This is a genomic window from Streptomyces sp. NPDC031132 (assembly GCF_055570595.1).
The window spans coordinates 419,264-443,819 of the sequence record NZ_JBVIGX010000001.1; the positions used below are offsets into that span (position 1 = coordinate 419,264).

Consider the following 24,556-nt stretch of genomic DNA (forward strand, 5'->3'; position numbering starts at 1 on the left):
ACATGAAGAAGACGGCGGACGCCTCCGAGGAACCGCTGCTGAAGGTGACCGGCCTGGTCAAGCACTTCCCCATCAACAAGGGGCTGCTGCGCCGGCAGGTCGGGGCCGTCAAGGCCGTGGACGGCATCGACTTCGACGTCCGGCGCGGTGAGACGCTCGGCGTCGTCGGCGAGTCCGGCTGCGGCAAGTCGACGATGGGCCGCCTGATCACGCGCCTGCTGGAGCCCACGGGCGGCACGGTCGAGTTCGAGGGGCGCGACATCACGCACCTCGGGGTCTCCGCGATGCGTCCGATGCGCCGCGACGTGCAGATGATCTTCCAGGACCCGTACGGTTCGCTGAACCCGCGGCACACGGTCGGCACGATCGTCAGCGCCCCCTTCAAGCTGCAGGGCGTGCAGCCGGAGGGCGGCCTGAAGGCGGAGGTGCAGCGCCTGCTGTCCCTGGTGGGCCTCAACCCGGAGCACTACAACCGCTACCCGCACGAGTTCTCGGGTGGTCAGCGCCAGCGCATCGGCATCGCCCGCGCGCTGGCCCTCAAGCCGAAGCTGGTCGTCGCGGACGAGCCGGTCTCGGCGCTGGACGTGTCGATCCAGGCCCAGGTGGTCAACCTGCTGGACGACCTCCAGGAGGAGCTCGGCCTGACGTACGTGATCATCGCGCACGACCTGTCGGTCATCCGGCACGTGTCGGACCGCATCGCGGTGATGTACCTCGGCAAGATCGTTGAGCTGACCGACCGCAAGTCGCTGTACGAGAACCCGATGCACCCGTACACCAAGGCGCTGCTGTCGGCCGTGCCGGTGCCGGACCCGCGCCGGCGCGGCGCGAAGAGCGGGCGCATCCTGCTCAAGGGCGACGTGCCCTCGCCGATCTCGCCCCCCTCCGGCTGCCGCTTCCACACGCGGTGCTGGAAGGCCACGCAGATCTGCACGACGCAGGAGCCGCCGATGCTGGCGCTGGCCACGGGCCACCAGGTCGCCTGCCACCACCCGGAGAACGCCGCCGACCAGGCCCCGGGCGACCCGGCCCTGCCGGGCGCGGCCGATGCGGTGGTGACGGTCTCGGAGTAACCGGGCCCACCTCGTCCGGTGTCCCGGGCTCCGCGTAGCGGTCGGAGCCCGGGACTTCGGCATGTCCGAGGCCGCCCGGGGGTGCCGGGGCGGCAGCCCCGGGCCGGGTTGGCAGACACCGGCCGGGGTGGCGGGCCCGGCCCGTCGAACCGCCGGCCGGGGCGAACGGCACAATGGGGCAGTGCTCCACGATCTCTTCCCGCCCGGGATCCAGCATGCCCTGGACCTCGCCGGCATCTTCGTCTTCGCCACCGCGGGCGCCCTGCTCGCCGTACGCAAGAACTTCGACGTCTTCGGCATCTGCGTCCTCGCGCTGGTCACCGCCCTCGGCGGCGGCCTCTTCCGCGACCTCGTCATCGGCGCCGTCCCGCCGGCCGCCTTCGGCGAGCTCAGCTTCTTCGTCACGCCGCTGATCGCCGCCGCGCTCGTTTTCTTCCTCCACCCCGAGGTCCAGCGGATCAACGCCGCCATCAACGTCTTCGACGCGGCCGGGCTCGGCCTGTTCTGCGTGACCGGCACCACCAAGGCCTACGAGTTCGGGCTCGGGCTCACCGCGTCCGCGGCGCTCGGCCTGGCCACGGCCGTCGGCGGCGGCGTCCTGCGCGACGTCCTGGCGGGGGAGGTGCCCCGGCTGCTGCGCGACCGCGAGATGTACGCCGTGCCGGCCACCGTCGGCGCCACGATGGTGGCTGTCTTCATCGCCTTCGACGTCCTGAACGCCGTGACGACCGCCCTCGCGATCGTCACCACCTTCGTGCTCCGGCTCCTCGCCATGCGCTACCACTGGCGGGCTCCGCTGGCCTGGAACCGCCGCTCCTCGGTGGCCGAAGAGCCGTAACCAGCATGTAGCAAAGGAAAGCTACCGCTTAGTAGCTTCGCCTTGTACTGTCGGGTCCATGGCATACGCAGCGGCCCAGGCAACCATCGGCGACAGCGAGTTCGACCGCGACACCACCGTCACCGCCCGTGCGGGCGAGCCCGGGGTGTACGACGCGGAGCTCTCCGCCGGGTGGACGATCATCACCGCCGTCAACGGCGGCTATCTGCTGGCCCTGGTCGGCCGGGCGCTGTCGGCGGCCCTGCCGCACCCGGACCCCTTCACCGTCTCCGCGCACTACCTGACCTCGTCGGTCCCCGGCCCCGCGGTGATCCGCACCGAGGTCGTCCGGGTGGGACGCACCCTCTCCACCGGCCAGGCCTCCCTCTTCCAGTACGACGAGAACGGCGCCGAGGTCGAGCGGATCCGGGTCGTCGCCTCGTACGGCGACCTCGCCTCCCTGCCGGACGACGTCCGCACCACGGCCGTCCCGCCGGTGATCCCGCCCTACGCGGACTGCCTCGGCCCGGAGGCCGGCCCGGCCCCGATCCCCGGCAGCAATGCGATCGTGGACCGGCTCCGGCTGCGGCTGGACCCGGCGACGGCGGGCTGGGCGCTCGGCGCGCCGTCGGGGAAGGGCGAGATGCGGGCCTGGTTCGAGCTGGCCGACGGTCGCGACGCGGACCCGCTCTCGATGCTGCTCGCGGTGGACGCGCTGCCGCCGACCTGCTTCGACCTCGGCCTGATGGGCTGGAGCCCGACCATCGAACTCACCACCCACATCCGCCACCGCCCGGCCCCGGGCCCGCTGCGGATCTCCATCACGACCCGGAACCTGGCCGGCGGCTTCCTGGAAGAGGACGCCGAGGTCTGGGACTCCGCGGACCGCCTGGTGGCCCAGTCCCGCCAGCTGGCCCGCGCCCCCCGCTGACCCCGCGGGGTCCGGCCCCGTGGGGCGGACTCGTAGAATCGGGGGATCATGGCCTACCTCGACCACGCCGCCACCACTCCGATGCTCCCGGAGGCCGCTGCGGCGATGACCGCGCAGTTCGCCGCCACGGGTAACGCGTCCTCCCTCCACGCCGCCGGCCGCCGCGCCCGCCGTACCGTCGAGGAGGCCCGCGAGGCCCTCGCGGAGGCACTCGGCGCCCGCCCGAGCGAGGTGGTCTTCACCGCGGGCGGCACGGAGGCCGACAACCTCGCCGTCAAGGGCCTCTACTGGGCCCGCCGGGACCAGGACCCCGCCCGGACCCGGGTGCTCGCCAGCCCCGTCGAGCACCACGCCGTCCTCGACGCCGTCCACTGGCTCGGCGAACACGAGGGCGCCCGGGTCGAGTACCTCCCCGTCGACCGCTACGGCCGCGTGCACCCCGAGGCCCTCAGGGAAGCCATCGCACGCAACCCCGACGACGTGGCCCTGGCCACCGTCATGTGGGCCAACAACGAGATCGGCACCGTCATGCCGGTCCGCGAACTGGCCGCCGTGGCCCGCGAGTTCGGGATCCCCCTGCACTCCGACGCCGTCCAGGCCTTCGGTCAGCTCGACGTCCGCTTCGGCGACAGCGGCCTCGCCGCGATGACCGTCAGCGGCCACAAGGTCGGTGGCCCGTACGGCATCGGCGCGCTGCTGCTCGGTCGCGACCAGAGCCCCGTACCCGTCCTGCACGGCGGCGGCCAGGAGCGGCACGTACGCTCCGGGACCCTCGACGTGCCCGCCGTGGCCGCCTTCGCGGTGGCCGCCGTGATCGCTGCCGAGCGGCGCGAGCGGTTCGCCGCCGAGATCGGCGCGCTGCGCGACGAACTGGTCGCCGCCGTGCTCCGGGAAGTGCCCGACGCCGTCCTCGGCGGAGACCCGGACGACCGGCTCCCGGCCAACGCGCACTTCAGCTTCCCCGGCTGCGAGGGCGACTCCCTGCTGCTCCTGCTGGACGCCCAGGGCATCGAGTGCTCCACCGGCTCCGCCTGCACCGCCGGCGTGGCCCAGCCCAGCCACGTCCTGCTCGCCACCGGAACCGACCCGCAGCTGGCCCGCGGCACCCTGCGCTTCTCCCTCGGCCACACCTCCACCAAGGAGGACGTCGCGGCCGTCGCCGCCGCCATCGGCCCGGCCGTCGAGCGCGCCCGTACGGCGGGCCTCAGCTAGGCCGTCCCTTTCGGATCACGCCGCGGGCCTGACCGGCGTGATCCGAAAGAGACGGCCGAGTCCACAGCTGGTCAGCCCGAGGCCTGGGCGGGCGCCGCCGCGAGCTCCGAGCGGACCAGGCCCAGGTACCGGTTCCAGTCCCAGTGGCGGCCCGGATCCGTGTGGTCGGTGCCCCGGACCTCGGAGTGGGCCACCAGGTGCCTACGGTCCACCGGTATGCCGTACCTGCGGCATATGTCGGCAGCCAGCCGGGCCGAGGCCACGTACATCGCCTCGGTGAAGTCCTGCGGCCGGTCCACGAAGCCCTCGTGCTCGATGCCCACGCTGCGCTCGTTCATCGAGCGGTTGCCCGAGTGGAAAGCGACGTCCATCTCGCGCACCATCTGCTCGATGCGGCCGTCCTGGCCGACTATGTAGTGCGCCGACGCTCTGTGGAACGGGTTCTTGAAGGCGTCCACCGAGGACGCGAAGCCGCCCTGCGTGACATGCACGACAATCCGGTCCACCCGGTAGTCCTCGGGCCGGTCCGCCATCCGCCAGTTCGCCGGCGAGGCCGACGTCCAGCCCGCGCCCACGTGGTCCACCTCGCCCTCCTTGCGGGGCTTGCCCACCCCCGGCAGCAGCCACCAGGCACGCCGCAGCTCGTCCTGCCCGGCGATCGCCGCCACCGTGAACACCCCGAGCCCCCCGAACAGCACCGCCCGGCGGGTCCTGCGCGGCGCCGCCTTCGGTGCAGCTTCGACCTTGCTCCCCATGTGATCCACCCCCCGCAGCTGATAACGCGCTGTGACCCCGGGCGGTTCCCCCGTACTCTGGACGGTGCTATGACTGAGAACCTGCCGCGCACCGCCCGCCCCCTTCGCGTCTTGGCCGCCATGTCCGGCGGCGTGGACTCCGCCGTCGCCGCCGCCCGCGCGGTCGAAGCCGGGCACGACGTGACCGGCGTCCACCTCGCGCTCTCCGCGAACCCGCAGTCCTTCCGGACCGGCGCCCGCGGCTGCTGCACCATCGAGGACTCCCGCGACGCCCGCCGCGCCGCCGACGTCATCGGCATCCCGTTCTACGTCTGGGACCTCGCCGAGCGCTTCCGCGAGGACGTCGTCGAGGACTTCGTCTCCGAGTACGAGGCCGGGCGCACCCCGAACCCCTGCCTGCGCTGCAACGAGAAGATCAAGTTCGCGGCGCTGCTCGACAAGGCCCTCGCCCTCGGCTTCGACGCCGTCTGCACCGGCCACTACGCCACCGTCGTGGTGCACGAGGACGGCTCCCGCGAGCTGCACCGCGCCTCCGACATGGCCAAGGACCAGTCGTACGTCCTCGGCGTCCTCGACGAGAAGCAGCTCGCCCACGCGCTCTTCCCGCTCGGCGACACCCTCACGACGAAGGACGAGATCCGGGCGGAGGCGGAGGAGCGCGGCCTGGCCGTCGCGAAGAAGCCCGACAGCCACGACATCTGCTTCATCGCCGACGGCGACACCCAGGGCTTCCTCGCGAACCGCCTCGGCAAGGCCGAGGGCGACATCGTCGACGAGGCGACGGGCGAGAAGGTCGGCACCCACGACGGCGCCTTCGGCTTCACCATCGGCCAGCGCAAGGGCCTGCGGATCGGCCACCCCGCCCCCGACGGCAAGCCGCGCTACGTCCTCGACATCTCGCCGGTGAACAACACCGTCACCGTCGGCCCCGCCGAGGCCCTCGACGTCAGCGCCCTGACCGCGATCCGCCCCCGCTGGTGCGGCTCCACGGCCGCCGCGCCGGGCACGTACACCGCGCAGCTGCGCGCCCACGGCGGCGAGACCGAGGTCTTCGCGGAGATGGTGGACGGCGAGCTGCAGGTGCGCTTCGCGGAGCCGGTCCGCGGCGTGGCCCCCGGCCAGGCGATCGTGCTCTACGACGGCACCCGCGTGGTCGGCTCCGCCACCATCGCGACGACCACCCGGGCCACGGCCGCGGCCCTGTGAGCGCCCTTGAGGTCCGGCTCGTCTAGCCGACCGTCAGGACGATCTTCCCCGTGGTCCGGCCCAGCTCGCCGATCTCGTGGGCCTTCGCGGCCTGCTCCAGCGGCAGCACCGTGTCGACCAGCGGCTTCAGCAGGCCCTGGTCGGCCAGGGCCGCGATGCCCTCCAGGCCCTTGAGGTCCGGCTCGACGAGGACCCAGGAGGCGTGGACACCCTGCGGGTCGGACGGGAGGCCGTCCGGGCCCGGCAGCGTCACCAGGTGTCCACCCGGCTTGAGCACCTTCAGCGACCGCTGCCCGTAGTCCCCGCCCACGGCGTCGATCACGACGTCCACGTCCGAGACGGCGTCCTCGAAGTCCGTGGTGCGGTAGTCGAGCACCTCGTCGGCGCCCAGCTCGCGCAGCAGCTCGTGCTTGGCCGCGCTGGCCGTGCCGATCACGTACGCGCCGCGGGCCTTGGCGATCTGCACGGCCAGGTGGCCGACGCCGCCGGCCGCCGCGTGGACGAGCACGCGCTGCCCGGCCGTGACCCCGGCCGTGTCCACCAGGGCCTGCCAGGCGGTCAGCGCCGCCAGCGGCAGGGCCGCCGCCTGCACGTGGTCCAGGGAGGCCGGCTTGCGGGCGAAGTGCCGGGTCGGGGCGACCACGTACTCGGCGTAGCCGCCCGCCTGGCGCGGGAAGTTCGGCATGCCGTACACCTCGTCGCCCTCGCGGTACAGGGTCACGCCCGGACCGACCGCCTCGACGGTGCCGGAGACGTCCCAGCCGACCATCGGGACCTCGCCCCAGCCGATGAGGGCGCCACTGGCCCGGGTCTTCCAGTCCACCGGGTTCACGCCGGCCGCGTGGACCTTTACGAGGATCTCGTTCAGGCCCGGCTCGGGCCGGTCCATCTCGACCTCGGTGAGAACCTCGGGTCCGCCCCACTGGCTGACGACGACCGCACGCATGACTGTCTCCTTGGTGATCTTCGGTGTTGCTCGGGGTGATCCGTGCCGGTTTCCCGGCCGGTGACATCAGCTTGGCCGCATCCGACCCCGTGTGGTGTTGGCCGTACGGCCACCATGTGACAGGATCTGGCCATGACCGGTTTGCATCGAATCGCCGTACTCGCCCTCGAGGGCGTCGCCCCGTTCGAGCTCGGAATGCCGTCGCGGGTGTTCGGCAACGCCCACGCGGAGGACGGCGGCGCGCTGTACGAGGTCACCGTCTGCACCGCCGACGGCCTGCCCGTGACCAGCGACGCTGGCTTCACCATCGGCGTCACGGCCGGCCCCGAGGCGCTCGCCGCGGCCGACACCGTGATCGTCCCGCCCACCCACGCCATGCCGGGGCTCCTGCGCGCCGAGCCCCTGCCGCCGGCGCTGGTCGACGCCCTGGCCGGCATCCGGCCCGGCACCCGGATCGTGTCCATCTGCACCGGCTCCGAGGTGCTCGCCGCGGCCGGGCTGCTCGACGGCCGGCGCGCCACCACGCACTGGGCGCACGCGCCGGAGTTCCAGCGGGCCTTCCCGCGCGTCCTCCTCGACGAGGACGTGCTCTTCGTCGACGACGGCGACATCCTCACCTCGGCCGGAGTGGCCGCCGGCATCGACCTCTGCCTCTACCTGATCCGCGCCGACCACGGCACCGCCGCCGCCAACCGCGCCGCGCGGCTGTGCGTCGTACCGCCGTGGCGCGACGGCGGGCAGGCGCAGTACATCGACCGGCCCGTCCCCGAACCCACCGTCGCCACCACCACCGCCACCCGCGCCTGGGCCCTGGAGCGGCTCGCCGAGCCGGTCACGCTGGCGGAGCTGGCCGCCCACGCCCGGATGAGCCTGCGCACCTTCACCCGGCGGTTCCGCGACGAGGTCGGCATGACCCCGGTGCAGTGGCTGACCGTCCAACGCCTGGAAGTCGCCCGCCAGTTGCTGGAGTCCAGCGACCTGCCGGTCGACCTGGTCGCGCACCGGGCGGGCTTCGGCTCCGCCAACTCGCTGCGCCAGCACATGAGGACCGCCCTCGGAATCTCCCCGATCGCCTACCGCCGGACCTACCGGCCCGGCAGCCCGGAGGCCGTGGCGGCATGACCTCAGAGGTAATCGCCGCCGGGCACGCGCGCTGACAGGATCGGATCAACGGCCCGGACCGAAGGGCCGGTCCACAGGGGAGCAGACCATGACTGCGTACGCCATAGCCCACCTCCGCCCCACGGCGATGAACGAGGACATCATCCGGTACATCGAGGGGATCCAGCCGACCATGGACCCCTTCGGCGGCCGCTTCCTCGTCCACGGCAAGGAGGTCGAGGTCATCGAAGGGCCGTTCCCCGGCACCGTCGTCCTGATCGCCTTCCCGGACCTCGAGAGGGCCCGCGCCTGGTACGCCTCCGACGCCTACCAGGCCATCCTGCCGCTGCGCACCGACCACATCGAGGGAGAGGCCGTCCTGGTCGAGGGCGTCCCGGCCGACTACGACGCCAGGGAGCGGGCCGCCGCCCTGCGCGCGGCCGCGGGTCTCTGAGGTGAGCGACTACGCCACGTACGTCCTCGGCGGCCCCGACGGCCACACCGGCCACGCCGACGAGTGGGGGGCCATCTGCCTGGACCTCGACCTGCTGGCCGGCCCGGAGGTCCTGCTGCCGTTGCTGGATGCCGGTACCTACACGGCCATGGACTGGTGGCCGGACGACGACGTGCAGTCGGCAGTCCTGGCCGACCCCGGAGGCAAGGTCCTGCTGTTCTTCGCAGTCGAGGGCCCGGCCGCCTCGTCGCGCACCCGCGCCGCGTACTTCGCCATGCTGCGTCAGGCCTGGCCCGGCTGGGAGGTGCGCTGGGCCGACGACGGCCAGGCCGACCTGCGCAGGTACCTCGGCGAGCCGGCGGACGACCAGCGTCCCCCGCACCACCCCCACCTTCCCCGCGTGATCTCCGCCATCGGTCCGGACGACTGGACGCTGACCGCAGCCGACCCGCCGACGACGGTCGTCACCATCGGCGGGGACCGGTGCCACGTGCTCACCAACATCGTCGACCTCGCCTTCGCCGAGGGCGCGGGCCTGCTCGGCCGGCTGGACGACGCCCCCCGTCACGACACGTACCGGAAATACGCGGACGGCGGGATCCACATCGATCCGGAGCGCCAGCTGGTCGGCTGGTGGCTCAGCGGCACCCGCGAGTACGTCCGCATCCCCGCCGCGGCCTGGGAGGGCTGGACGGTGGAGTTCTGGGAGGACCGCTGGTGGGAGCAGACCCGGGCCTCGGGCGGCCGCTTCGATCCGCCCGTGCCGGACCGGGCCGCCGCGCTGGCCGAGGTACGGGCCGAGGCCCTGGCGTACTGGACCGGACCGAGGGACGGTGATCCGTTCGGGGTCATCGCTCTCTCGGGGCTCAGCCAGGTCGCGGGCCTCACCGCCCGGCAGGCCCCGGCCGCGCGCGAAGCCATCGAGGCGGCCTACCGGGCGGCCGGGGGCCCCTGACCGGGCCCTGGGCACCCGGGCGGGGGTGCGAGCATGGGCGGTATGGCTACTCACCTGATCACCGGTGCCGGCGCAGGCATCGGCGCCGCCGTCGCCGCCCGGCTGCACGCACGCGGCGACGACCTCGTCCTGCTCGCCCGCGACGCCGCCCGCGGCAAGCAGCTCGTCGAGCGCTTCCCCGGCTCCCGCGCCCTCGTCGGGGACCTCGCCGACCCCGACCGGCTGTCGTGGGCCTTCTCCAAGCAGGCCGTTCCCGAGCGGATCGACTCCCTCCTGCACATCGCCGGGATCGTCGACCTCGGCCCCGTCGGCGAGCTGCGCCCCAAGACCTGGCACCAGCAGCTCAACGTGAACCTGATCGCCCCCGCCGAGGTCACCCGGCTGCTGCTGCCCACCCTGCGCGCCTCCCGCGCCACCGTGGTCTTCGTGAACTCCGGCGCCGGCCTCGCCGCCCACGCCGACTGGAGCGCGTACGCCGCCTCCAAGCACGGGCTCAAGGCGCTCGCCGACTCGCTGCGCGCCGAGGAGAAGGCCAACGGCATCCGGGTCACCTCCGTCTACCCCGGCCGCACCGCGACCGCGATGCAAGCCAAGGTCCACTCGCAGGAGGGCAAGGAGTACGACCCCGCCGACTGGATCGACCCCGAGTCCGTGGCCACCACGATCCTGATGGCCGTCGACCTGCCCCGCGACGCCGAGGTCAACGACCTGAGCGTCAGGCCCGGCCGATGACCGCGAGCGCCACCGGCGTCGGGTCCCTCCCCGGCGGCGACGCCCGCGAGGCCGCCAAGACCGTCACCGGGTCCTTCGAGGAGTTCCCGTACCTGGCCGAGCTGCCCGCCCGCGGGCCCGGCGCGGACATGATCGGCCGCTCCCTCGGGCTGCTCGTCGACATGTACGCCCACGTCGAGCCCAGCGGCTGGCGGATCAGCGACCGCCCGGGACGGGACTCGAAGCGGGCCCGCTCCTGGCTGGGGGAGGACCTGGACGCGCTCGAGGAGTTCACCCAGGGGTACACCGGCAGGCTCAAGGTCCAGGCCGTCGGGCCGTGGACGCTGGCCACCGCCCTGGAACTGCACGGCGGCGAGGCCGTCCTCCAGGACGCCGGCGCCTGCCGCGACCTGGCCGGATCCCTCGCGGAGGGGTTGCGCGACCACCTGGCGGACGTACGCAGGCGCATTCCCGGCGCCGAGATCGTGCTGCAGCTCGACGAGCCGTCGCTGACCGCGGTGCTGCTGGGACGCGTGCGGTCCGCCAGCAAGTACCGCACGTACCGGGCCGTGGACCGGCAGGTCGTCGAGGGCACCCTGCGCGAGCTGTTCGCCGTCCACGACGGGGAGGTCGTCGTCCACTCCTGCGCACCCGAGGTGCCCTTCGGGCTGCTCCGGCGAGCCGGCGCCAAGGGTGTGTCGTTCGATTTCTCCTTGCTCACCGAGCGCGAGGACGACGCCATCGGCGAGGCCGTCGAAGGCGGTACGAAACTCTTCGCCGGAGTGGTGCCCGGCACCGACGCCCCGTTGTCGGACCCTGCCGGTAGCGTCATGGGTGTCAGGAAGCTTTGGCGCAGGTTGGGGCTGGCCCCGGGGACTCTGGCGGAGTCCGTCGTGGTCACCCCGTCGTGCGGTCTGGCGGGCGCCTCGCCCGCCTACGCCCGCGCGGTGCAGGCGCACTGCGTCAGGGCGGCGAGGTCGCTCGCCGACAACCCTGAGTGACGTAAAGAGACGGGCCACGGGAGGAAACGGCATGGCAGCCGAACAGAAGCAGGCCGGCGACGGCACGGCCGCACCTGCGGCGGTGCGCGAGCAGCACGCGCTGCTGGCCGAGCAGGTCGAGGAGCACCGCTTCCGGTACTACGTGAACGACCAGCCGGTCGTCAGCGACGCCGAGTTCGACAAGCTGCTGCGCTCGCTGGAGGCGCTGGAGGAGCAGTACCCGGAGCTGCGCACCCCCGATTCGCCCACCCAGAAGGTGGCCGGGGCGTACCAGACGGACTTCGCGTCCGTCGAGCACCGCGAGCGCATGCTCTCCCTCGACAACGCCTTCGACGACGAGGAGTTGGCGGCCTGGGCCGAGCGGGTGGCCCGGGACGTCAACACCCCCGATTTCCACTACCTGTGCGAGCTCAAGGTGGACGGCCTCGCCGTCAACCTCACCTACGAGAAGGGCCGCCTCACCCGGGCCGCCACCCGCGGCGACGGCCGCACCGGCGAGGACATCACGCCCAACGTCCGCACCATCGCCGACATCCCGGACCGCCTCAAGGGCGACCGGATCCCGGAGCTCGTCGAGATCCGCGGCGAGGTCTTCTTCCCGATGGAGAAGTTCCAGGAGCTCAACGCGCGGCTCGTCGAAGCCGGCGACAAGCCCTTCGCCAACCCGCGCAACGCGGCGGCCGGTTCGCTGCGCCAGAAGGACCCGAAGGTCACCGCCACCCGCCCGCTGCACATGGTGGTGCACGGCATCGGCGCGCGCGCCGGCTTCGACATCGACAAGCTCAGCCACGCGTACGAGCTGCTCAGCGAGTGGGGCCTGCCCACGGCCCGGCACAACAAGGCGGTGTCCTCGCTCGCGGAGGTCCGCGATTTCATCGCGTACTTCGGTGAGAACCGGCACTCGGTGGAGCACGAGATCGACGGCGTCGTCGTCAAGCTCGACGAGATCCCGCTCCAGGGCCGCCTCGGCTCCACGGCCCGCGCCCCGCGCTGGGCGATCGCCTGGAAGTACGCCCCCGAAGAGGTCAACAGCAAGCTGATCGACATCAAGGTCGGCGTCGGCCGCACCGGCCGGGTGACCCCGTACGCGCAGGTGGAGCCGGTGACGGTGGCCGGCTCGGAGGTCGAGTTCGCCACCCTGCACAACCAGGAGGTCGTCAAGGCCAAGGGCGTGCTCATCGGGGACACCGTGGTGCTGCGCAAGGCCGGCGACGTCATCCCGGAGATCCTCGGCCCCGTGGTGGACCTGCGCGACGGCACCGAGCGGGAGTTCGTCATGCCGGCCGAGTGTCCCGAGTGCGGGACGGCGCTGCGGCCGATGAAGGAGGGCGACATCGACCTCCGCTGCCCCAACGGGCAGACGTGCCCGGCCCAGTTGCGCGAGCGGCTGTTCTACCTGGCCGGCCGCCAGTGCCTGGACATCGAGAACTTCGGCGCGGTGGCCGCGGCCGCGCTCACCAACCCGCTGGAGCCGGCCGAGGCGCCGATGCTCGACGAGGGCGACCTGTTCGGCCTCACCATCGAGCAATTGCTGCCCATCAAGGCGTACGTCCTGGACGCCGACAGCGGGCTGCCCAAGCGCGACCCGAAGACCGGCGAGGAGAAGATCGTCACGGTCTTCGCCAACCAGAAGGGCGAGCCGAAGAAGAACGCCCTGGCCATGCTGGAGAACATCGCGGCCGCCAAGGAGCGGCCGCTGGCCCGCTTCATCAACGGCCTCTCCATCCGGCACGTGGGCCCCGTCGCGGCGGAGACCCTGGCCCGCGAGTTCCGTTCCATCGAGCGGATCGAGCAGGCCACCGAGGAGGAGCTCGCCGCCACCGAGGGCGTCGGGCCGATCATCGCGGCGGCGGTCAAGGAGTGGTTCGCCGTCGACTGGCACCAGGAGATCCTGCGCAAGTGGCGCGAGGCCGGGGTCCGGATGGAGGAGGAAGGTTCCGGCGAGGAGGAGGGGCCGCGCCCACTGGCCGGCCTGACCGTCGTCGTCACCGGCACCCTGCAGAGCCACACGCGGGACGGCGCGAAGGAGGCCCTGCAGAGCCGCGGCGCCAAGGTGACCGGCTCCGTCTCGAAGAAGACCTCCTTCGTCGTGGTCGGTGAGAACCCGGGCTCCAAGTACGACAAGGCGATGCAGCTGAAGCTGGCCGTCCTCGACGACGCGGGCTTCGCGGTGCTCCTCGAACAGGGCCCCGACGCGGCACGCGAGGCGGCCCTCCCGGTGGAAGGCGCCGCCGGAGCGGAGTAACACCCCCTGACGACACGGCGGGACGCGTACGGGAAAGTGGCGCAGGCGAACGGATGCGTGGTGTGCGGCCGTACGGGCGGGCGCACGCCGGGCGCAACGCCCGGTGGTAAAAGGCTGGTACAGGGCTGTTCGCAGGGCGGTGACCTGTCGGATCATCGGACGGGTGACCCGAGGGTCCTGGTCCAAACTCACCCGTTCGGCGGATACCGTACTGATGAGGATGGCTGGGTCGCATTCGGGCAACCGCCGCCGACCGCTGCCCCTGGGAGCCTCTCGCGTCCTACTGTTGAGGGGTGCGCCTGTCGTGCACGGCTGCGGGATGCGATTCCAGCCGTGGTGGCATGACATCGGGGCCATCGCGTGGCATCGGCATTGCCGGCTGTGAGAGGGACGGGCATGAAACCCACCGAAAGCGCCGACCCGTCACCTGATGTCGGCGGGGAGATCCCGTCCATGCGGACGGGCCGGCTCGGCGTCCTGGGTTTCAGGACGCCGGACACCCACCCGCTCGACACCGGCGTGGGATCGGGCGGAGCCGGGCAGCGCACCGTGCTGCCCTTCGTCATCGTGGGCCTGTCCGCCGTGGTCCTCGCGGTCGGCATCGTCTCCGCGCTGAGTGACCGTCACGCCCTGTTCCCCGGAGGCCCGGTCGGCTGGGCGCTCGCCCTGCTGACCGGCATCATCGTCGGCCACCTGGTCGCGCTGGGCCGCGACCGCTGGTGGGGCGGCACCGGGTCGGGAGCGGCCCTCACCCTCGGCGTGCTCATCCTGTACGGGTGGGTGCCCGCGGGACTCGTCTCGCTCGCGGTGGTCTCCCTGGTCGGGGCCGCCCGCCGGCACCGCTGGCGCCAAGGGCTGCTGCACGGCGCCACCGACATCCTCGGCATCGGCGCGGGAGCCCTCGTACTCGCCGCGTTCGGCGAGGCGCCGACCGTCGAGACGCCGTGGCGGCCCACCACCTGGGGGCTTGAGGCGGCCCCCGAGGTCGTCCTGGTGGCCCTGGCCTACCTGCTGGTCACCAAGGTGCTGCTGTGGCTCGCGCTGACCCCGCGCGGCGGCGCCCTGCCCACCGTCGCCCGCACGGCCCTGCTCCGGCAGGCGTTAGTCGCCGTCGCCCTGCTCGGCATCGCCCCGCTGATCTGCGTGGTCGCCGTGACGCAGCCGGTGCTGCTGCCGCTGTTCGCCGTACCGCTGATCGCCCTCGACTCCACCCTGTGGATCGCCCGGGCGCGCGCCGAGGAACAGCTGCGCGATCCGCTGACCGGGCTGCCGAACCGCCAGTGGCTCCTGGAGCGGGCGTGGTCCGCTCTGGACGAGGCTGAACGTTTGGGCACCCGGTCAGCTCTTGTGTTGATCGACCTGGACCGGTTCCGCGCGGTCAACGACACGCTGGGCCACCTCGCCGGCGACCGGCTGCTCCTCCAGATCGCCGACCGGCTCCGCCAGGCCCTGCCCGAGGACGCCGAGGCCGCCCGCCTCGGCGGCGACGAGTTCGCCGTGCTCCTGCCCGTCGCCGACTCCACCACCAGCGCCCAGCGGGTCGCCCGCCACCTCGTCGCCGAGCTCAGCTCGCCCCTCGACCTGGACGGCCTGACCCTCGTCCTGGAGGCCAGCGCCGGCCTCGCCGTCTTCCCCGACCACGCGCTGGACGCGGAGGGGCTGCTGCGCCGCGCCGACGTCGCGATGTACCAGGCGAAGCGGGACCGTACGGGCGTGGAGGTGTACGAGTCCAAGCGGGACAGCAACACACCCGACCGCCTCGGCCTCCTCGGCGATCTGCGGCGGGCCCTCGACGCCGGTGAAGTGGAACTGCACTACCAGCCCAAGGTCCGCTTCGACGGCCAGGTGGCCGGGCTCGAAGCCCTGGTGCGCTGGGTGCACCCGGAGCGTGGCCGGGTCTCGCCGGACGAGTTCATCGCGATCGCCGAGACCTCGGGGCTCATGCCCCACCTCACCGAGTACGTCCTCGAGACGGCCCTCGCCCAGGTGGCGCGGTGGCGGGCACAGGGCCTGAAGGTCCCGGTCGCCGTCAACGTCTCGCCGCGCGACGTCCACACGCCCGGCTTCGCGGGCGCGGTCGCGGCCCGGCTGGCCCGGCACGGGGTCCCGGCCAGCGGGCTCCAGCTGGAAATAACGGAACACGTCCTGCTGGAGGACCCGCAGCGGGCGGCCGACACCATGGCGGGCCTGACCGGCCACGGCGTCAAGATGTCGCTCGACGACTTCGGCACGGGCTACTCCTCCCTGGTGCATCTGCGGCGGCTGCCCGTCAGCGAGCTGAAGATCGACCGCTCGTTCGTGGCGCGGCTCGCGGTGGACGCGCAGGACGCGGAGATCGTGCGCTGCACCGTGGACCTGGCGCACTCCCTGGGGCTGCTCGTCGTCGCCGAGGGCGTGGAGGACGACGAGACCTGGGAGCGCCTGCGCGACCTGGGCTGCGACGCCGTACAGGGCTGGCTCGTCGCGGCCGCCATGCCCCCGCAGGAGGCCACGGCCTGGCTCCTGGCCCGCGGCGAACGCGGCTGGCGCCGCCCGGCGGACATCACGGCGGAACTGGCCGCGGCCGAGGCCGACGCCGTCTAGGCCTGTCTTTTGGATCAGGCCGGATCAGCGAGCGTGCCAGGCCCCGCGAGCCCGGCATGATCCGAAAGACAGGCCCAAGCGCCGTCGCGGCGTTCGAGTGGGGTCCCCCCAGCGGCGGCTGGGGGGAGGGCCCGGGCAGAGCCCGGGAGGCACCGCGCAGCGGGCCTGCGCCCGGCCCCGTACGGGCATCAGGGCAAACCGTTTCGCAGGCCGGGGGCCGGGCCCCATAGGATTGGGTCCGAAACCAAACATCCACCCACCCCCAGAGGATCGCTGCATGCCTGGCATTACGCGCGAGGAGGTCGTCCACCTCGCTCGGCTGGCGCGCCTTGAGCTGTCCAGCAACGAGCTGGATCACTTCGCCGGACAGCTCGACGACATCATCGGCGCGGTCGCCCGCGTTTCCGAGGTCGCCGACCAAGACGTCCCGCCGACCTCCCACCCGCTGCCGCTGACGAACGTCATGCGCGCGGACGAGGTCCGTCCGTCGCTCACCCCCGAGCAGGCGCTCTCCGGTGCTCCCGCCCAGGAGCAGCAGCGTTTCAAGGTGCCGCAGATCCTGGGGGAGGACTAACAACCATGGTCGACATCATCAAGCTCACGGCCGCCCAGACCGCCGAGAAGATCGCCTCCGGCGAGCTCACGGCCGTCCAGGTCACCGAGGCCCACCTGGCCCGCATCGACGCGACCGACGAGAAGGTCCACGCCTTCCTCCACGTCGACCGCGAGGGCGCCCTCGCCCAGGCGCGCGCCGTCGACGCCAAGCGCGAGCGCGGCGAGAAGCTCGGCCCGCTGGCCGGCGTCCCGCTCGCCCTCAAGGACATCTTCACCACCGTCGGGGTCCCGACCACCGTCGGTTCGAAGATCCTCGAAGGCTGGATCCCGCCGTACGACGCCACCCTGACGCGCAAGCTCAAGGAAGCCGACGTCGTCATCCTCGGCAAGACCAACATGGACGAGTTCGCCATGGGGTCCTCCACCGAGAACAGCGCGTACGGGCCCACCGGCAACCCCTGGGACCTCACCCGCATCCCCGGCGGCTCCGGCGGCGGCTCCGCGGCCGCGCTGGCCGCCTTCCAGGCCCCCCTCGCGATCGGCACGGACACCGGCGGCTCCATCCGCCAGCCCGCCTCCGTCACGGGCACGGTCGGCGTGAAGCCCACGTACGGCGGTGTCTCCCGCTACGGCATGGTCGCCTTCTCCTCCTCCCTCGACCAGGGCGGGCCCTGCGCCCGCACGGTCCTGGACGCGGCGCTCCTGCACGAGGTCATCGCCGGCCACGACCCGCTGGACTCCACCTCCATCGACGCCCCGGTCCCGCCGGTCGTCGAGGCGGCCCGCAACGGCTCCGTCGCCGGCATGCGCATCGGTGTCGTCAAGCAGTTCGCCGGCGAGGGCTACCAGGCCGGCGTCGTCCAGCGCTTCAACGAGTCCGTCGAGCTCCTCAAGGAGCTGGGCGCCGAGATCGTCGAGCTGGACTGCCCCTCCTTCGACCTCGCGATGGCCGCGTACTACCTGATCGCGCCGTCCGAGTGCTCCTCGAACCTGGCCCGCTTCGACGCCATGCGCTACGGCCTGCGCGTCGGCGACGACGGCACCAAGTCCGCCGAGGACGTCACCGCGCTCACCCGCGAAGCCGGCTTCGGCGACGAGGTCAAGCGCCGCGTCATCCTCGGCACGTACGCGCTCAGCTCCGGCTACTACGACGCGTACTACGGCTCCGCCCAGAAGGTCCGCACGCTCATCACCAAGGACTTCGAGAAGTCCTTCGAGCAGGTCGACGTGATCGTCTCCCCGACGACCCCGACCACCGCCTTCGCCATCGGTGAGCGCACCGACGACCCGCTGGCGATGTACCTCGCGGACCTGTGCACCATCCCGACCAACCTGGCCGGCAACTCCGCCATGTCGCTCCCGTGCGGCCTGGCACCGGAGGACGGCCTGCCGGTCGGGCTGCAGATCATCGCCCCGGCGATGAAGGACGACCGGCTGTACAAGGTCGGCGCCGCCGTAGAGGCAGCCTTCGTCGAGCGCTGGGGTCACCCGCTGCTTGAGGAGGCTCCGTCGCTGTGAGTTCGAGTGCGCTGTCCAAGGCCAAGGGCTTCAAGAAGTCCAAGTCCGGTACGTACCTGTCGATCGGCACCACCGCGTTCGGTGCCGTCAGCGTGATCAAGCAGGCCCGCAAGGCCCGCACCGAGAACGACATGCTGAAGCTGGTCGACGCCGTTGTGTCCGCCGCCGCCATCGTCACCGGCCTCGCGATCCTGTACCGCGAGCTGAAGCGCCTCGGCGACGACGACGTTCTGCTGGGCTGAGAGGGAAGTTTCACTGTGACCGTCACCGAACTGCTGTCGTACGAGGACGCCCTCGCGTCGTACGACCCCGTCATGGGCCTCGAGGTCCATGTCGAGCTCGGCACCAAGACCAAGATGTTCTGCGGCTGCTCGACCGAGCTGGGCGCCGAGCCCAACTCGCAGACCTGCCCCACCTGCCTCGGTCTGCCCGGCTCGCTGCCCGTCGTCAACGCGATCGGCGTCGAGTCGGCCATCAAGATCGGCCTCGCGCTCAACTGCGAGATCGCCGAATGGTGCCGCTTCGCCCGGAAGAACTACTTCTATCCGGACATGCCGAAGAACTTCCAGACCTCCCAGTACGACGAGCCGATCGCCTTCAACGGCTACCTCGACGTCCAGCTGGAGGACGGCGAGATCTTCCGCGTGGAGATCGAGCGCGCCCACATGGAGGAGGACACCGGCAAGTCGCTGCACGTCGGCGGCGCCACCGGCCGTATCCACGGCGCGTCCCACTCCCTGCTGGACTACAACCGCGCCGGCATCCCGCTCATCGAGATCGTCACCAAGCCGATCGAGGGCGCCGGCGAGCGGGCCCCCGAGGTCGCCAAGGCGTACGTCGCCGAGCTGCGCGAGGTCATCAAGGCACTCGGCGTGTCCGAGGCCCGGATGGACAAGGGCCAGATGCGCTGTGACGTGAACCTGTCGCTGCGCCCGACCCCCGAGTCCGAGTTCGGCACCCGCAGCGAGACGAAGAACGTCAACTCGCTGCGCTCCGTCGAGCGCGCGGCCCGCTTCGAGATCCAGCGCCACGCGGCGGTGCTCTCGTCCGGCGGCACGATCGTGCAGGAGACCCGGCACTTCCACGAGGAGGACGGCTCCACCACCGCCGGCCGCATCAAGGACAACGCCGAGGACTACCGGTACTTCCCGGAGCCCGACCTGGTCCCCGTCGCCCCGGCCCGCGACTGGGTCGAGGAGCTGCGCGGCGGCCTGCCCGAGATGCCGCGCGTGCGCCGCAACCGGCTCCGCGAGGAGTGGGGCGTGAACGAGCACGACATGCAGTCGATCCTCAACGCGGGCGCGGTGGACTCCATCGTCGCCACGATCGAGGCGGGCGCCGACTCGACCGCCGCGCGCAAGTGGTGGATGGGCGAGCTGGCCCGCAACGCCAACGAGCAGGGCGTCGTCGTCGACGAGCTGCCGATCACGCCGGCCCAGGTCGCGCGCGTCGCGGCGCTGGTCGCGGCCGGTGAGCTGAACGACAAGCTGGCCCGCCAGGTCCTCGAGGGCGTCCTCGCCGGCGAGGGCACCCCGGACGAGGTCGTCGAGAAGCGCGGCCTGAAGGTCGTCTCGGACGAAGGCGCGCTCGGCGCGGCCGTCGACGAGGCCATCGCGGGCAACGCGGCCATCGCCGACAAGATCCGCGGCGGCAAGATCGCCGCGGTCGGCGCCCTGGTCGGCGCGGTCATGAAGACCACCCGCGGCCAGGCCGACGCGGCTCGCGTCAAGGAGCTCATCCTGGAGCGCCTGGGCGTCTCCGAGTAGCAGCACCCTGCGTACGGCGGCCCCGCACCGGTATCCGGTGCGGGGCCGCCGTACGTCCTGAGCCGTTCGGGTCAGCGGGTGAGCTGCGGGGCGGCGATGACGACGGTGCCGTTGTCGCAGCCCATGTCCACCTTGACGCGCAGCCGCAGGGCGTCGGTCACGTCCACCGACTTCGTCGCCGGCTTGCCGAGCTCGACGAGCTCGGAGAAGGCCGCGGGCTTCCCGTCGAGGGAGATGCTGACGCGTCCCTTCTCGTGCGTGGAGCCGTCGTCGATCCCGGCGGTGAACTCCAGGTGCTTCCACTCGCGGTTGAGGTCGAACTCGGTGATCGCCTCGTCGTTGCAGTCGGGGTTCGCGAGGAAGGCCGCCCCGTACTGCTTGGTGTTGATCTTCGCGGCTCCGACGGTGAAGTTGCCCAGTCCCGCGATGGGCGTCAGCTGCGTCAGGTCGGCGGCCTTGATGTCCGCCGCGACGCCGCCCGGCTGGGTACCGCTGGCGCTGGGGTCGGGTGTCGCCCCGGCGTCCGAACTGCCGCTCTCGCTCTCACTCGGTGAGGGAGTGGGGGTCGGGGATTCCTCCTCCGATACGGCCGCGTCGGAGGCGGAGCTGCCGCCCTTGTCGCCCGAGGCCTGGTCGCCGGCCTTGTCCTTGTCCAGCAGCCGTACGCCGAGCACGGCGAGCGCCGCGATGACCAGGACGGCGGCCACCGAGCCCAGGACGAGCCCGGCCCGCCGCTTCTTCGGCGCGGCGGGCCCCGGAGGCGGGGACTCGTGCAGCGGGTAGGTCGGTCCGTACCCGGCGGGCACGTGCTCCGGCTGGGGCTGCAACGGGGGTTGTGGCTGCGGCTGCGGCCGGGTGTCCTGGGCCGGCGGGGGCGGTGAGTGGACGGCAGCGGCGACCGGCGTGTGCGCCGGCGGCGGGCTCGCGGGCTGTGGAGGCACCACCGGCTTCGCCGGAACCGGCGCCGGGACAGCGTCCTGCACCGCCCGCTGCGAGGTCGAGGAGGTGGTGGACACGACCGCGTGCCGTACGTCCTTCATCCAGCCGGCCAGGCTGACGGGCCGCTGCACCGGATCGCCCGCGTAGACGGCGGTGATCCGGGCGCGCCGCTCGGCGTCCAGTGCCGCGATCTGCGGCAGCGCCGCCATCGCCCGGGCCAGCTGCTCCGGGGAGTTGGGCGGGGACTCGCCGCTCAGCAGGAAGTACGCGATCGCCCCGAAGGCGTAGCGGTCAGCCGCCGGGGTGCGCTTGCCGTCGAAGACCTCGGGAGCCGCGTACCCCGGGGTGAACCACACCTCCGCCGTCTGGTGGTCCGCTGTCAGCTTGCTGAGCCCGAAGTCCACCAGGGTGGCCTGCCCGTGACCGTCCACCATCACGTTGCCCGGTGACAGGTCACCGTGGATCACCTGGCGCCCGGACGGGGTGGCCTTCCCGGAGTGCAGCCAGTCCAGGACGTCGGCCAGCTGCTCCAGCGTCCGCATCACCTCGCGCCGCTCGGCGGCGGTGGCGAGGTTCCGCTCGGCGCGCCAGTCGCGCAGGTCGAGCCCGTCGACGTGGTTCATCACGAGGACGAGGGCCCGCCCGGTCAGCGTCCCGGCCTCCCCCGACCGGTGGATCGGCGGCCCCTCGAAGTGCTCCCGGACGCCGACGACGCCCGGGCGGTGCACGAAGCGCAGGAGCTCGGCCTGCTCGTTCCACTTGCGGCTGATCCGGTCGAACTCGTCGGGCGTGATGGTCGTCTTGGAGTCGAGCACCTTGACGACCACCGGTTCGCCGCCGCCCGCGAGTTCGATCTCCGCGAGATAGAGCACGGCCTCCCCGCCGCGCCCGATCGACCGCAGCAGCCGGTAGCGGTCTGCTGCCGCATCCGGCCCGATGTGCAGATTCTGGCTGGTCAATTTCCCCCCAGCGCCGATGCTTTGATTGGGCATCAGTCTGGCGTGGCCGGAATCACACGGTCAATCGGAACGGTCAGTTTGCCTCGCGGTGGAGGAAGGCGAGACGGGCCCGCTTGGCCGGCAGGTAGACCTCGGGCAGGTCGATCTCCGGGAGCTCGATCTCCGGGCCGATGACGAAGCCGGTGCGCTCGAGGCGGGCGATGGCCTTCTCGTTGCGGGCGTCCGGCTCGGCGACCACGCGGCGGGTGCGGCCGTCGGACCAGACGAACCCCATGAAGGCGGTCATCAGGGCCGCGCTGAAGCCGTGCTGGCCCGCCCCCTGGGCGGGGCCGATCAGCAGGTGCACGCCGGTGTCGCCCGGCCGGACCTCGTAGCACTCGCTGACGCGGTCCTCGGCGCAGTCGTACGTCTGGAAGAGCCCGACCGGCTCGCCGTCGCGGCTGACGATGAACGCGTGGTGCGTGGTGCGTCTGTCGACGTCCTCGTAGATCTCCTGGACCAGTTCGCGGCTGGCCCCGCGCATGCCCCAGAAGCCGGCGCGCTCTTCGGTGACCCAGCCGTGGATCAGGGCCGCGTCCCCGGCGGGGTCGACGGGGGTGATGGTGACGGTGCCGAAGCCCTCGACGAGCTGGGTGTGGACGGGCCGACGGGTGGAGCTGGTCATCTGGAGGCTTCCTTCGTGAGGCGGGTCCAGTCGGTGACGACGGGGACGAGTTCGCACTGCGCCCAGAACGGCAGCTGGTCGCGGTGGTGGGGTGAGCCGGTGACGCCGTCCGCGCCGAGCGGGACCGCCCAGAGGCTGTCCTCGCGGCGGGCCAGGTCCCAGACGTAACGGGCGGACGATGCACGGGCGGTGAGATCGGTGAACCCGGGGACGGTGGAGGTGGCGTTGACGCAGTCGTGGTCGCCGCCGAGGCCGGGCCACTCGGCCTCCGGGTCGGGGAGCGCCGACCAGGGGGCCAGCCGGTGGACCTGCGACCAGGGGGCGTCGGGGCGGGCCGCGGCGGCCGTCTCCTCCAGGGCGGCGCGGACGTGGGCCGCGCGGTCGAGGCCGGGGAGGAGGGTGGGGGTCAGCAGGCCTTCGAGGGCGTAGCCGATCTTCGGGACCAGGTACAGCCAGGGGTGGAACACCTCCGGGCCGCAGGGGGCGTCGGCCAGTGCGGCGAAGACGGGGTCGGCGGCGAAGCTGCGTACGGTCGCGGTCCGGAAGGCCGAGAAGACGGTCGCGTCGGTGCTCTCGGCCGCCATGTGGCGGTCCCAGGCGAGCAGCCGGGTGCGCAGCGCGGCGGCCTCGGGGGAGAGGCCGCCGAGCCCGGGCAGCAGGGCCAACAGCGGCTCGGCGGAGGCCAGGTGCGTGTCCCGGTGTACGTCGGCCATCGCCTTCGGGGTCCAGTCCGCGGAGCCGGAGAGCAGCTCGCGGATGCGGTTGGCGCGGTGCGGGGGCGCGAACTCCACGCCGAGCGGCGAGGCGATGCCGCGCGCGTTGGCCATGACGGCGAAGCCCTGCACGGGCTCGGCGGGGGTCTCGGCCCAGCCCTGCCAGGCGTACTGCGGATCCCAGGCGGGCACCGGGCGCAGCCGGTTGGCCCGGTGGCGCAGCGGGACCGCGCCGGCGACGCGGTGCAGCAGGCCGCCCTCGGCGTCGGCGGCGTGGACGACGTTGACGGGTTCGGCCCAGCCGTCGAAGGCGCGGTCGATGTCGGCGACGGTACGGGCGCGCAGCAGGGCGGGGAGGACGGCGAAGCCGAGGTCGCGGCGGACGCGGGGCGGGTAGCGCAGGGCGAGGGTCTGGCCGCCGCCGTCCGTCTCGTCCCGGATGATGACGGGGCCGCGGGCGGTCTCCAGGACCTCGACCTCGACCGGGTCGGCGCCGGCGACGATGATCGTCTCGGTGTGCCGGGCGACGGGCTCCCACGCGCCGTCGGGGCCGAGGGCCTCGATCACGTCGGGGGCCGCGGGGGCGGTGCGGAGCTGCTCGGCGTACAGGTCCTGGTAGTCGGACATGGCGTTGGTGATCGCCCAGGCGGCGCTGCCGGTGTGCCCGAAGTGGCCGAGGCCGGGGATGCCGGGGACGGCCAGGCCGAGGACGTCGTACTCGGGGCAGGACAGCCGTATCTGCTGGTAGACGCCCGGGTCCTCGATGAACCGGTGCGGGTCGCCCGCGATGATCGCCGAGCCGCTGGCGGTCCGGTCGCCGGGGACCAGCCAGCCGTTGCTGCCGGCGGTGCCGGGGCCGTCGGTGGCGAAGAGGGTGACGGCCTCGTCGCCGAGGGCGCGGGCCACGCGCTCGCGCCACAGCTTGGTGGCGAAGCCGGCGAACAGGATGTGGGTGGCGATCCAGATGGCGAGGGGGACCCAGGGCTCCCACGGGGTGGGGGTGTGGCCGGTGCGGGCGAACCGCTCGTCGCGGGCGGCGCCTTCGGCGAGGCCGTCGTTGACGCCGTCCACGTACGCCCGGACCCAGGCGGCGGTGTCGGCGTCGAGGGCCTCGTGGCAGCGGCGGGCGGTGTCGGCGAGCCGGGACCGGCGGGCGAAGCCGTCCCAGGCGACGGACTCCGGGCCGAGGAAGGCGGCGCTGGAGCCCTGGGCGCGGTGGCGCTCGACCTCCAGCTGCCAGGCGCGGTCGAGGGCGGTGGTGCGGCCCTGGGCGTAGGCGAGCCGGTTCGCGTCGGCGGCGCGGAGATGGGGGATGCCCCAGTCGTCGCGGTAGAGCTCGAAGGCTTCGGCTCCCTCGACTTGGGCTGCGGTGGGGTCGGCTGCGGTGGCGTCCGCTCCGGTGGCGTTTGCGTCGGCGTCGTCCGCGTTGGTCACAAGGCTCACACTCATCCC

General features: G+C 72.6%; 21 protein-coding genes. 16 read left to right on the forward strand and 5 right to left on the reverse strand.

The genetic code is table 11. The features are described from left to right. Positions 1-2: 2 nt before the first annotated feature. The 4 genes from ACZ49B_RS01900 (at position 3) to ACZ49B_RS01915 (ending at position 4,033) form a co-directional block, all read left to right on the forward strand. The gene (locus ACZ49B_RS01900; protein ID WP_468299861.1) at positions 3-1,073 is read left to right on the forward strand and encodes an ABC transporter ATP-binding protein; all 1,071 of its coding nucleotides are present in this window, start codon (positions 3-5) and stop codon (positions 1,071-1,073) included. A gap of 181 nt (positions 1,074-1,254) precedes the next feature. After that, entirely contained in the window at positions 1,255-1,911 is a 657-nt protein-coding gene (locus ACZ49B_RS01905) for a trimeric intracellular cation channel family protein (protein ID WP_053784774.1), read from the forward strand. A 58-nt stretch (positions 1,912-1,969) separates the two neighbouring features. Then, on the forward strand, positions 1,970-2,821 hold the full coding sequence (locus ACZ49B_RS01910; protein WP_468299478.1) for a thioesterase family protein: 852 nt from the start codon (positions 1,970-1,972) through the stop codon (positions 2,819-2,821). A gap of 48 nt (positions 2,822-2,869) precedes the next feature. Beyond that, positions 2,870-4,033 carry a cysteine desulfurase family protein gene (locus tag ACZ49B_RS01915; RefSeq protein WP_468299480.1) on the forward strand — a complete coding sequence of 388 codons (1,164 nt, stop codon included), beginning with the start codon at positions 2,870-2,872 and terminating at the stop codon, positions 4,031-4,033. Between the two features lie 71 nt (positions 4,034-4,104). On the opposite strand, the gene ACZ49B_RS01920 is transcribed toward ACZ49B_RS01915, so the two are convergent. Beyond that, positions 4,105-4,788: an N-acetylmuramoyl-L-alanine amidase gene (locus ACZ49B_RS01920; protein ID WP_468299481.1), complete on the reverse strand. Its 684-nt coding sequence runs from the start codon at positions 4,786-4,788 to the stop codon at positions 4,105-4,107. Positions 4,789-4,857: 69 nt separating this feature from the next. On the opposite strand from ACZ49B_RS01920, the gene mnmA reads away from it, so the two are divergent. Continuing rightward, positions 4,858-5,994, forward strand: a complete 1,137-nt coding sequence (gene mnmA, locus ACZ49B_RS01925) for a tRNA 2-thiouridine(34) synthase MnmA (protein ID WP_468299483.1) — start codon at positions 4,858-4,860, stop codon at positions 5,992-5,994. A 22-nt stretch (positions 5,995-6,016) separates the two neighbouring features. On the opposite strand, the gene ACZ49B_RS01930 is transcribed toward mnmA, so the two are convergent. Further along, entirely contained in the window at positions 6,017-6,940 is a 924-nt protein-coding gene (locus tag ACZ49B_RS01930; protein ID WP_468299485.1) for an NADP-dependent oxidoreductase, read from the reverse strand. A 132-nt stretch (positions 6,941-7,072) separates the two neighbouring features. Between ACZ49B_RS01930 and ACZ49B_RS01935 the strand changes: the two genes are divergently transcribed. From ACZ49B_RS01935 to gatB, 11 genes are all read left to right on the forward strand, one after another. Next, positions 7,073-8,062: a GlxA family transcriptional regulator gene (locus ACZ49B_RS01935; RefSeq protein ID WP_468299487.1), complete on the forward strand. Its 990-nt coding sequence runs from the start codon at positions 7,073-7,075 to the stop codon at positions 8,060-8,062. A gap of 88 nt (positions 8,063-8,150) precedes the next feature. Then, positions 8,151-8,495, forward strand: coding sequence for a DUF1330 domain-containing protein (locus ACZ49B_RS01940; RefSeq protein WP_468299489.1), 345 nt, complete (start codon positions 8,151-8,153; stop codon positions 8,493-8,495). Position 8,496: 1 nt separating this feature from the next. Next, complete coding sequence (locus ACZ49B_RS01945) at positions 8,497-9,450, forward strand: hypothetical protein (RefSeq protein WP_468299491.1); 954 nt, start codon at positions 8,497-8,499, stop codon at positions 9,448-9,450. Between the two features lie 42 nt (positions 9,451-9,492). Beyond that, positions 9,493-10,182, forward strand: coding sequence for an SDR family oxidoreductase (locus ACZ49B_RS01950; protein ID WP_468299493.1), 690 nt, complete (start codon positions 9,493-9,495; stop codon positions 10,180-10,182). Continuing rightward, a complete protein-coding gene (locus ACZ49B_RS01955; protein ID WP_468299495.1) occupies positions 10,179-11,162 on the forward strand; it encodes a methionine synthase in 984 nt (327 codons plus the stop codon). Before ACZ49B_RS01950 ends, ACZ49B_RS01955 begins: the two co-directional genes overlap by 4 nt. Positions 11,163-11,193: 31 nt before the next feature. After that, positions 11,194-13,407 (forward strand): NAD-dependent DNA ligase LigA, encoded by a 2,214-nt coding sequence (ligA, locus tag ACZ49B_RS01960; RefSeq protein WP_468299497.1) that lies wholly within the window; start codon positions 11,194-11,196, stop codon positions 13,405-13,407. Positions 13,408-13,803: 396 nt separating this feature from the next. Beyond that, positions 13,804-15,990 (forward strand): putative bifunctional diguanylate cyclase/phosphodiesterase, encoded by a 2,187-nt coding sequence (locus tag ACZ49B_RS01965; protein WP_468299499.1) that lies wholly within the window; start codon positions 13,804-13,806, stop codon positions 15,988-15,990. A gap of 277 nt (positions 15,991-16,267) precedes the next feature. Beyond that, positions 16,268-16,564: an Asp-tRNA(Asn)/Glu-tRNA(Gln) amidotransferase subunit GatC gene (gatC, locus tag ACZ49B_RS01970; protein WP_030030671.1), complete on the forward strand. Its 297-nt coding sequence runs from the start codon at positions 16,268-16,270 to the stop codon at positions 16,562-16,564. 5 nt (positions 16,565-16,569) lie between these two features. Then, positions 16,570-18,063, forward strand: a complete 1,494-nt coding sequence (gene gatA / locus ACZ49B_RS01975; RefSeq protein WP_468299502.1) for an Asp-tRNA(Asn)/Glu-tRNA(Gln) amidotransferase subunit GatA — start codon at positions 16,570-16,572, stop codon at positions 18,061-18,063. Continuing rightward, entirely contained in the window at positions 18,060-18,305 is a 246-nt protein-coding gene (locus tag ACZ49B_RS01980) for a hypothetical protein (protein ID WP_468299504.1), read from the forward strand. The genes gatA and ACZ49B_RS01980 overlap by 4 nt, the downstream gene beginning before the upstream one ends. Positions 18,306-18,320: 15 nt before the next feature. Further along, positions 18,321-19,829 (forward strand): Asp-tRNA(Asn)/Glu-tRNA(Gln) amidotransferase subunit GatB, encoded by a 1,509-nt coding sequence (gatB, locus tag ACZ49B_RS01985; protein ID WP_468299506.1) that lies wholly within the window; start codon positions 18,321-18,323, stop codon positions 19,827-19,829. Between the two features lie 71 nt (positions 19,830-19,900). On the opposite strand, the gene ACZ49B_RS01990 is transcribed toward gatB, so the two are convergent. From ACZ49B_RS01990 to ACZ49B_RS02000, 3 genes are all read right to left on the reverse strand, one after another. Then, positions 19,901-21,727: a protein kinase domain-containing protein gene (locus ACZ49B_RS01990; protein ID WP_468299508.1), complete on the reverse strand. Its 1,827-nt coding sequence runs from the start codon at positions 21,725-21,727 to the stop codon at positions 19,901-19,903. 73 nt (positions 21,728-21,800) lie between these two features. After that, complete coding sequence (locus ACZ49B_RS01995; protein ID WP_468299510.1) at positions 21,801-22,391, reverse strand: GNAT family N-acetyltransferase; 591 nt, start codon at positions 22,389-22,391, stop codon at positions 21,801-21,803. Next, positions 22,388-24,553: a penicillin acylase family protein gene (locus ACZ49B_RS02000; protein ID WP_468299512.1), complete on the reverse strand. Its 2,166-nt coding sequence runs from the start codon at positions 24,551-24,553 to the stop codon at positions 22,388-22,390. Before ACZ49B_RS02000 ends, ACZ49B_RS01995 begins: the two co-directional genes overlap by 4 nt. Positions 24,554-24,556 lie beyond the last annotated feature (3 nt).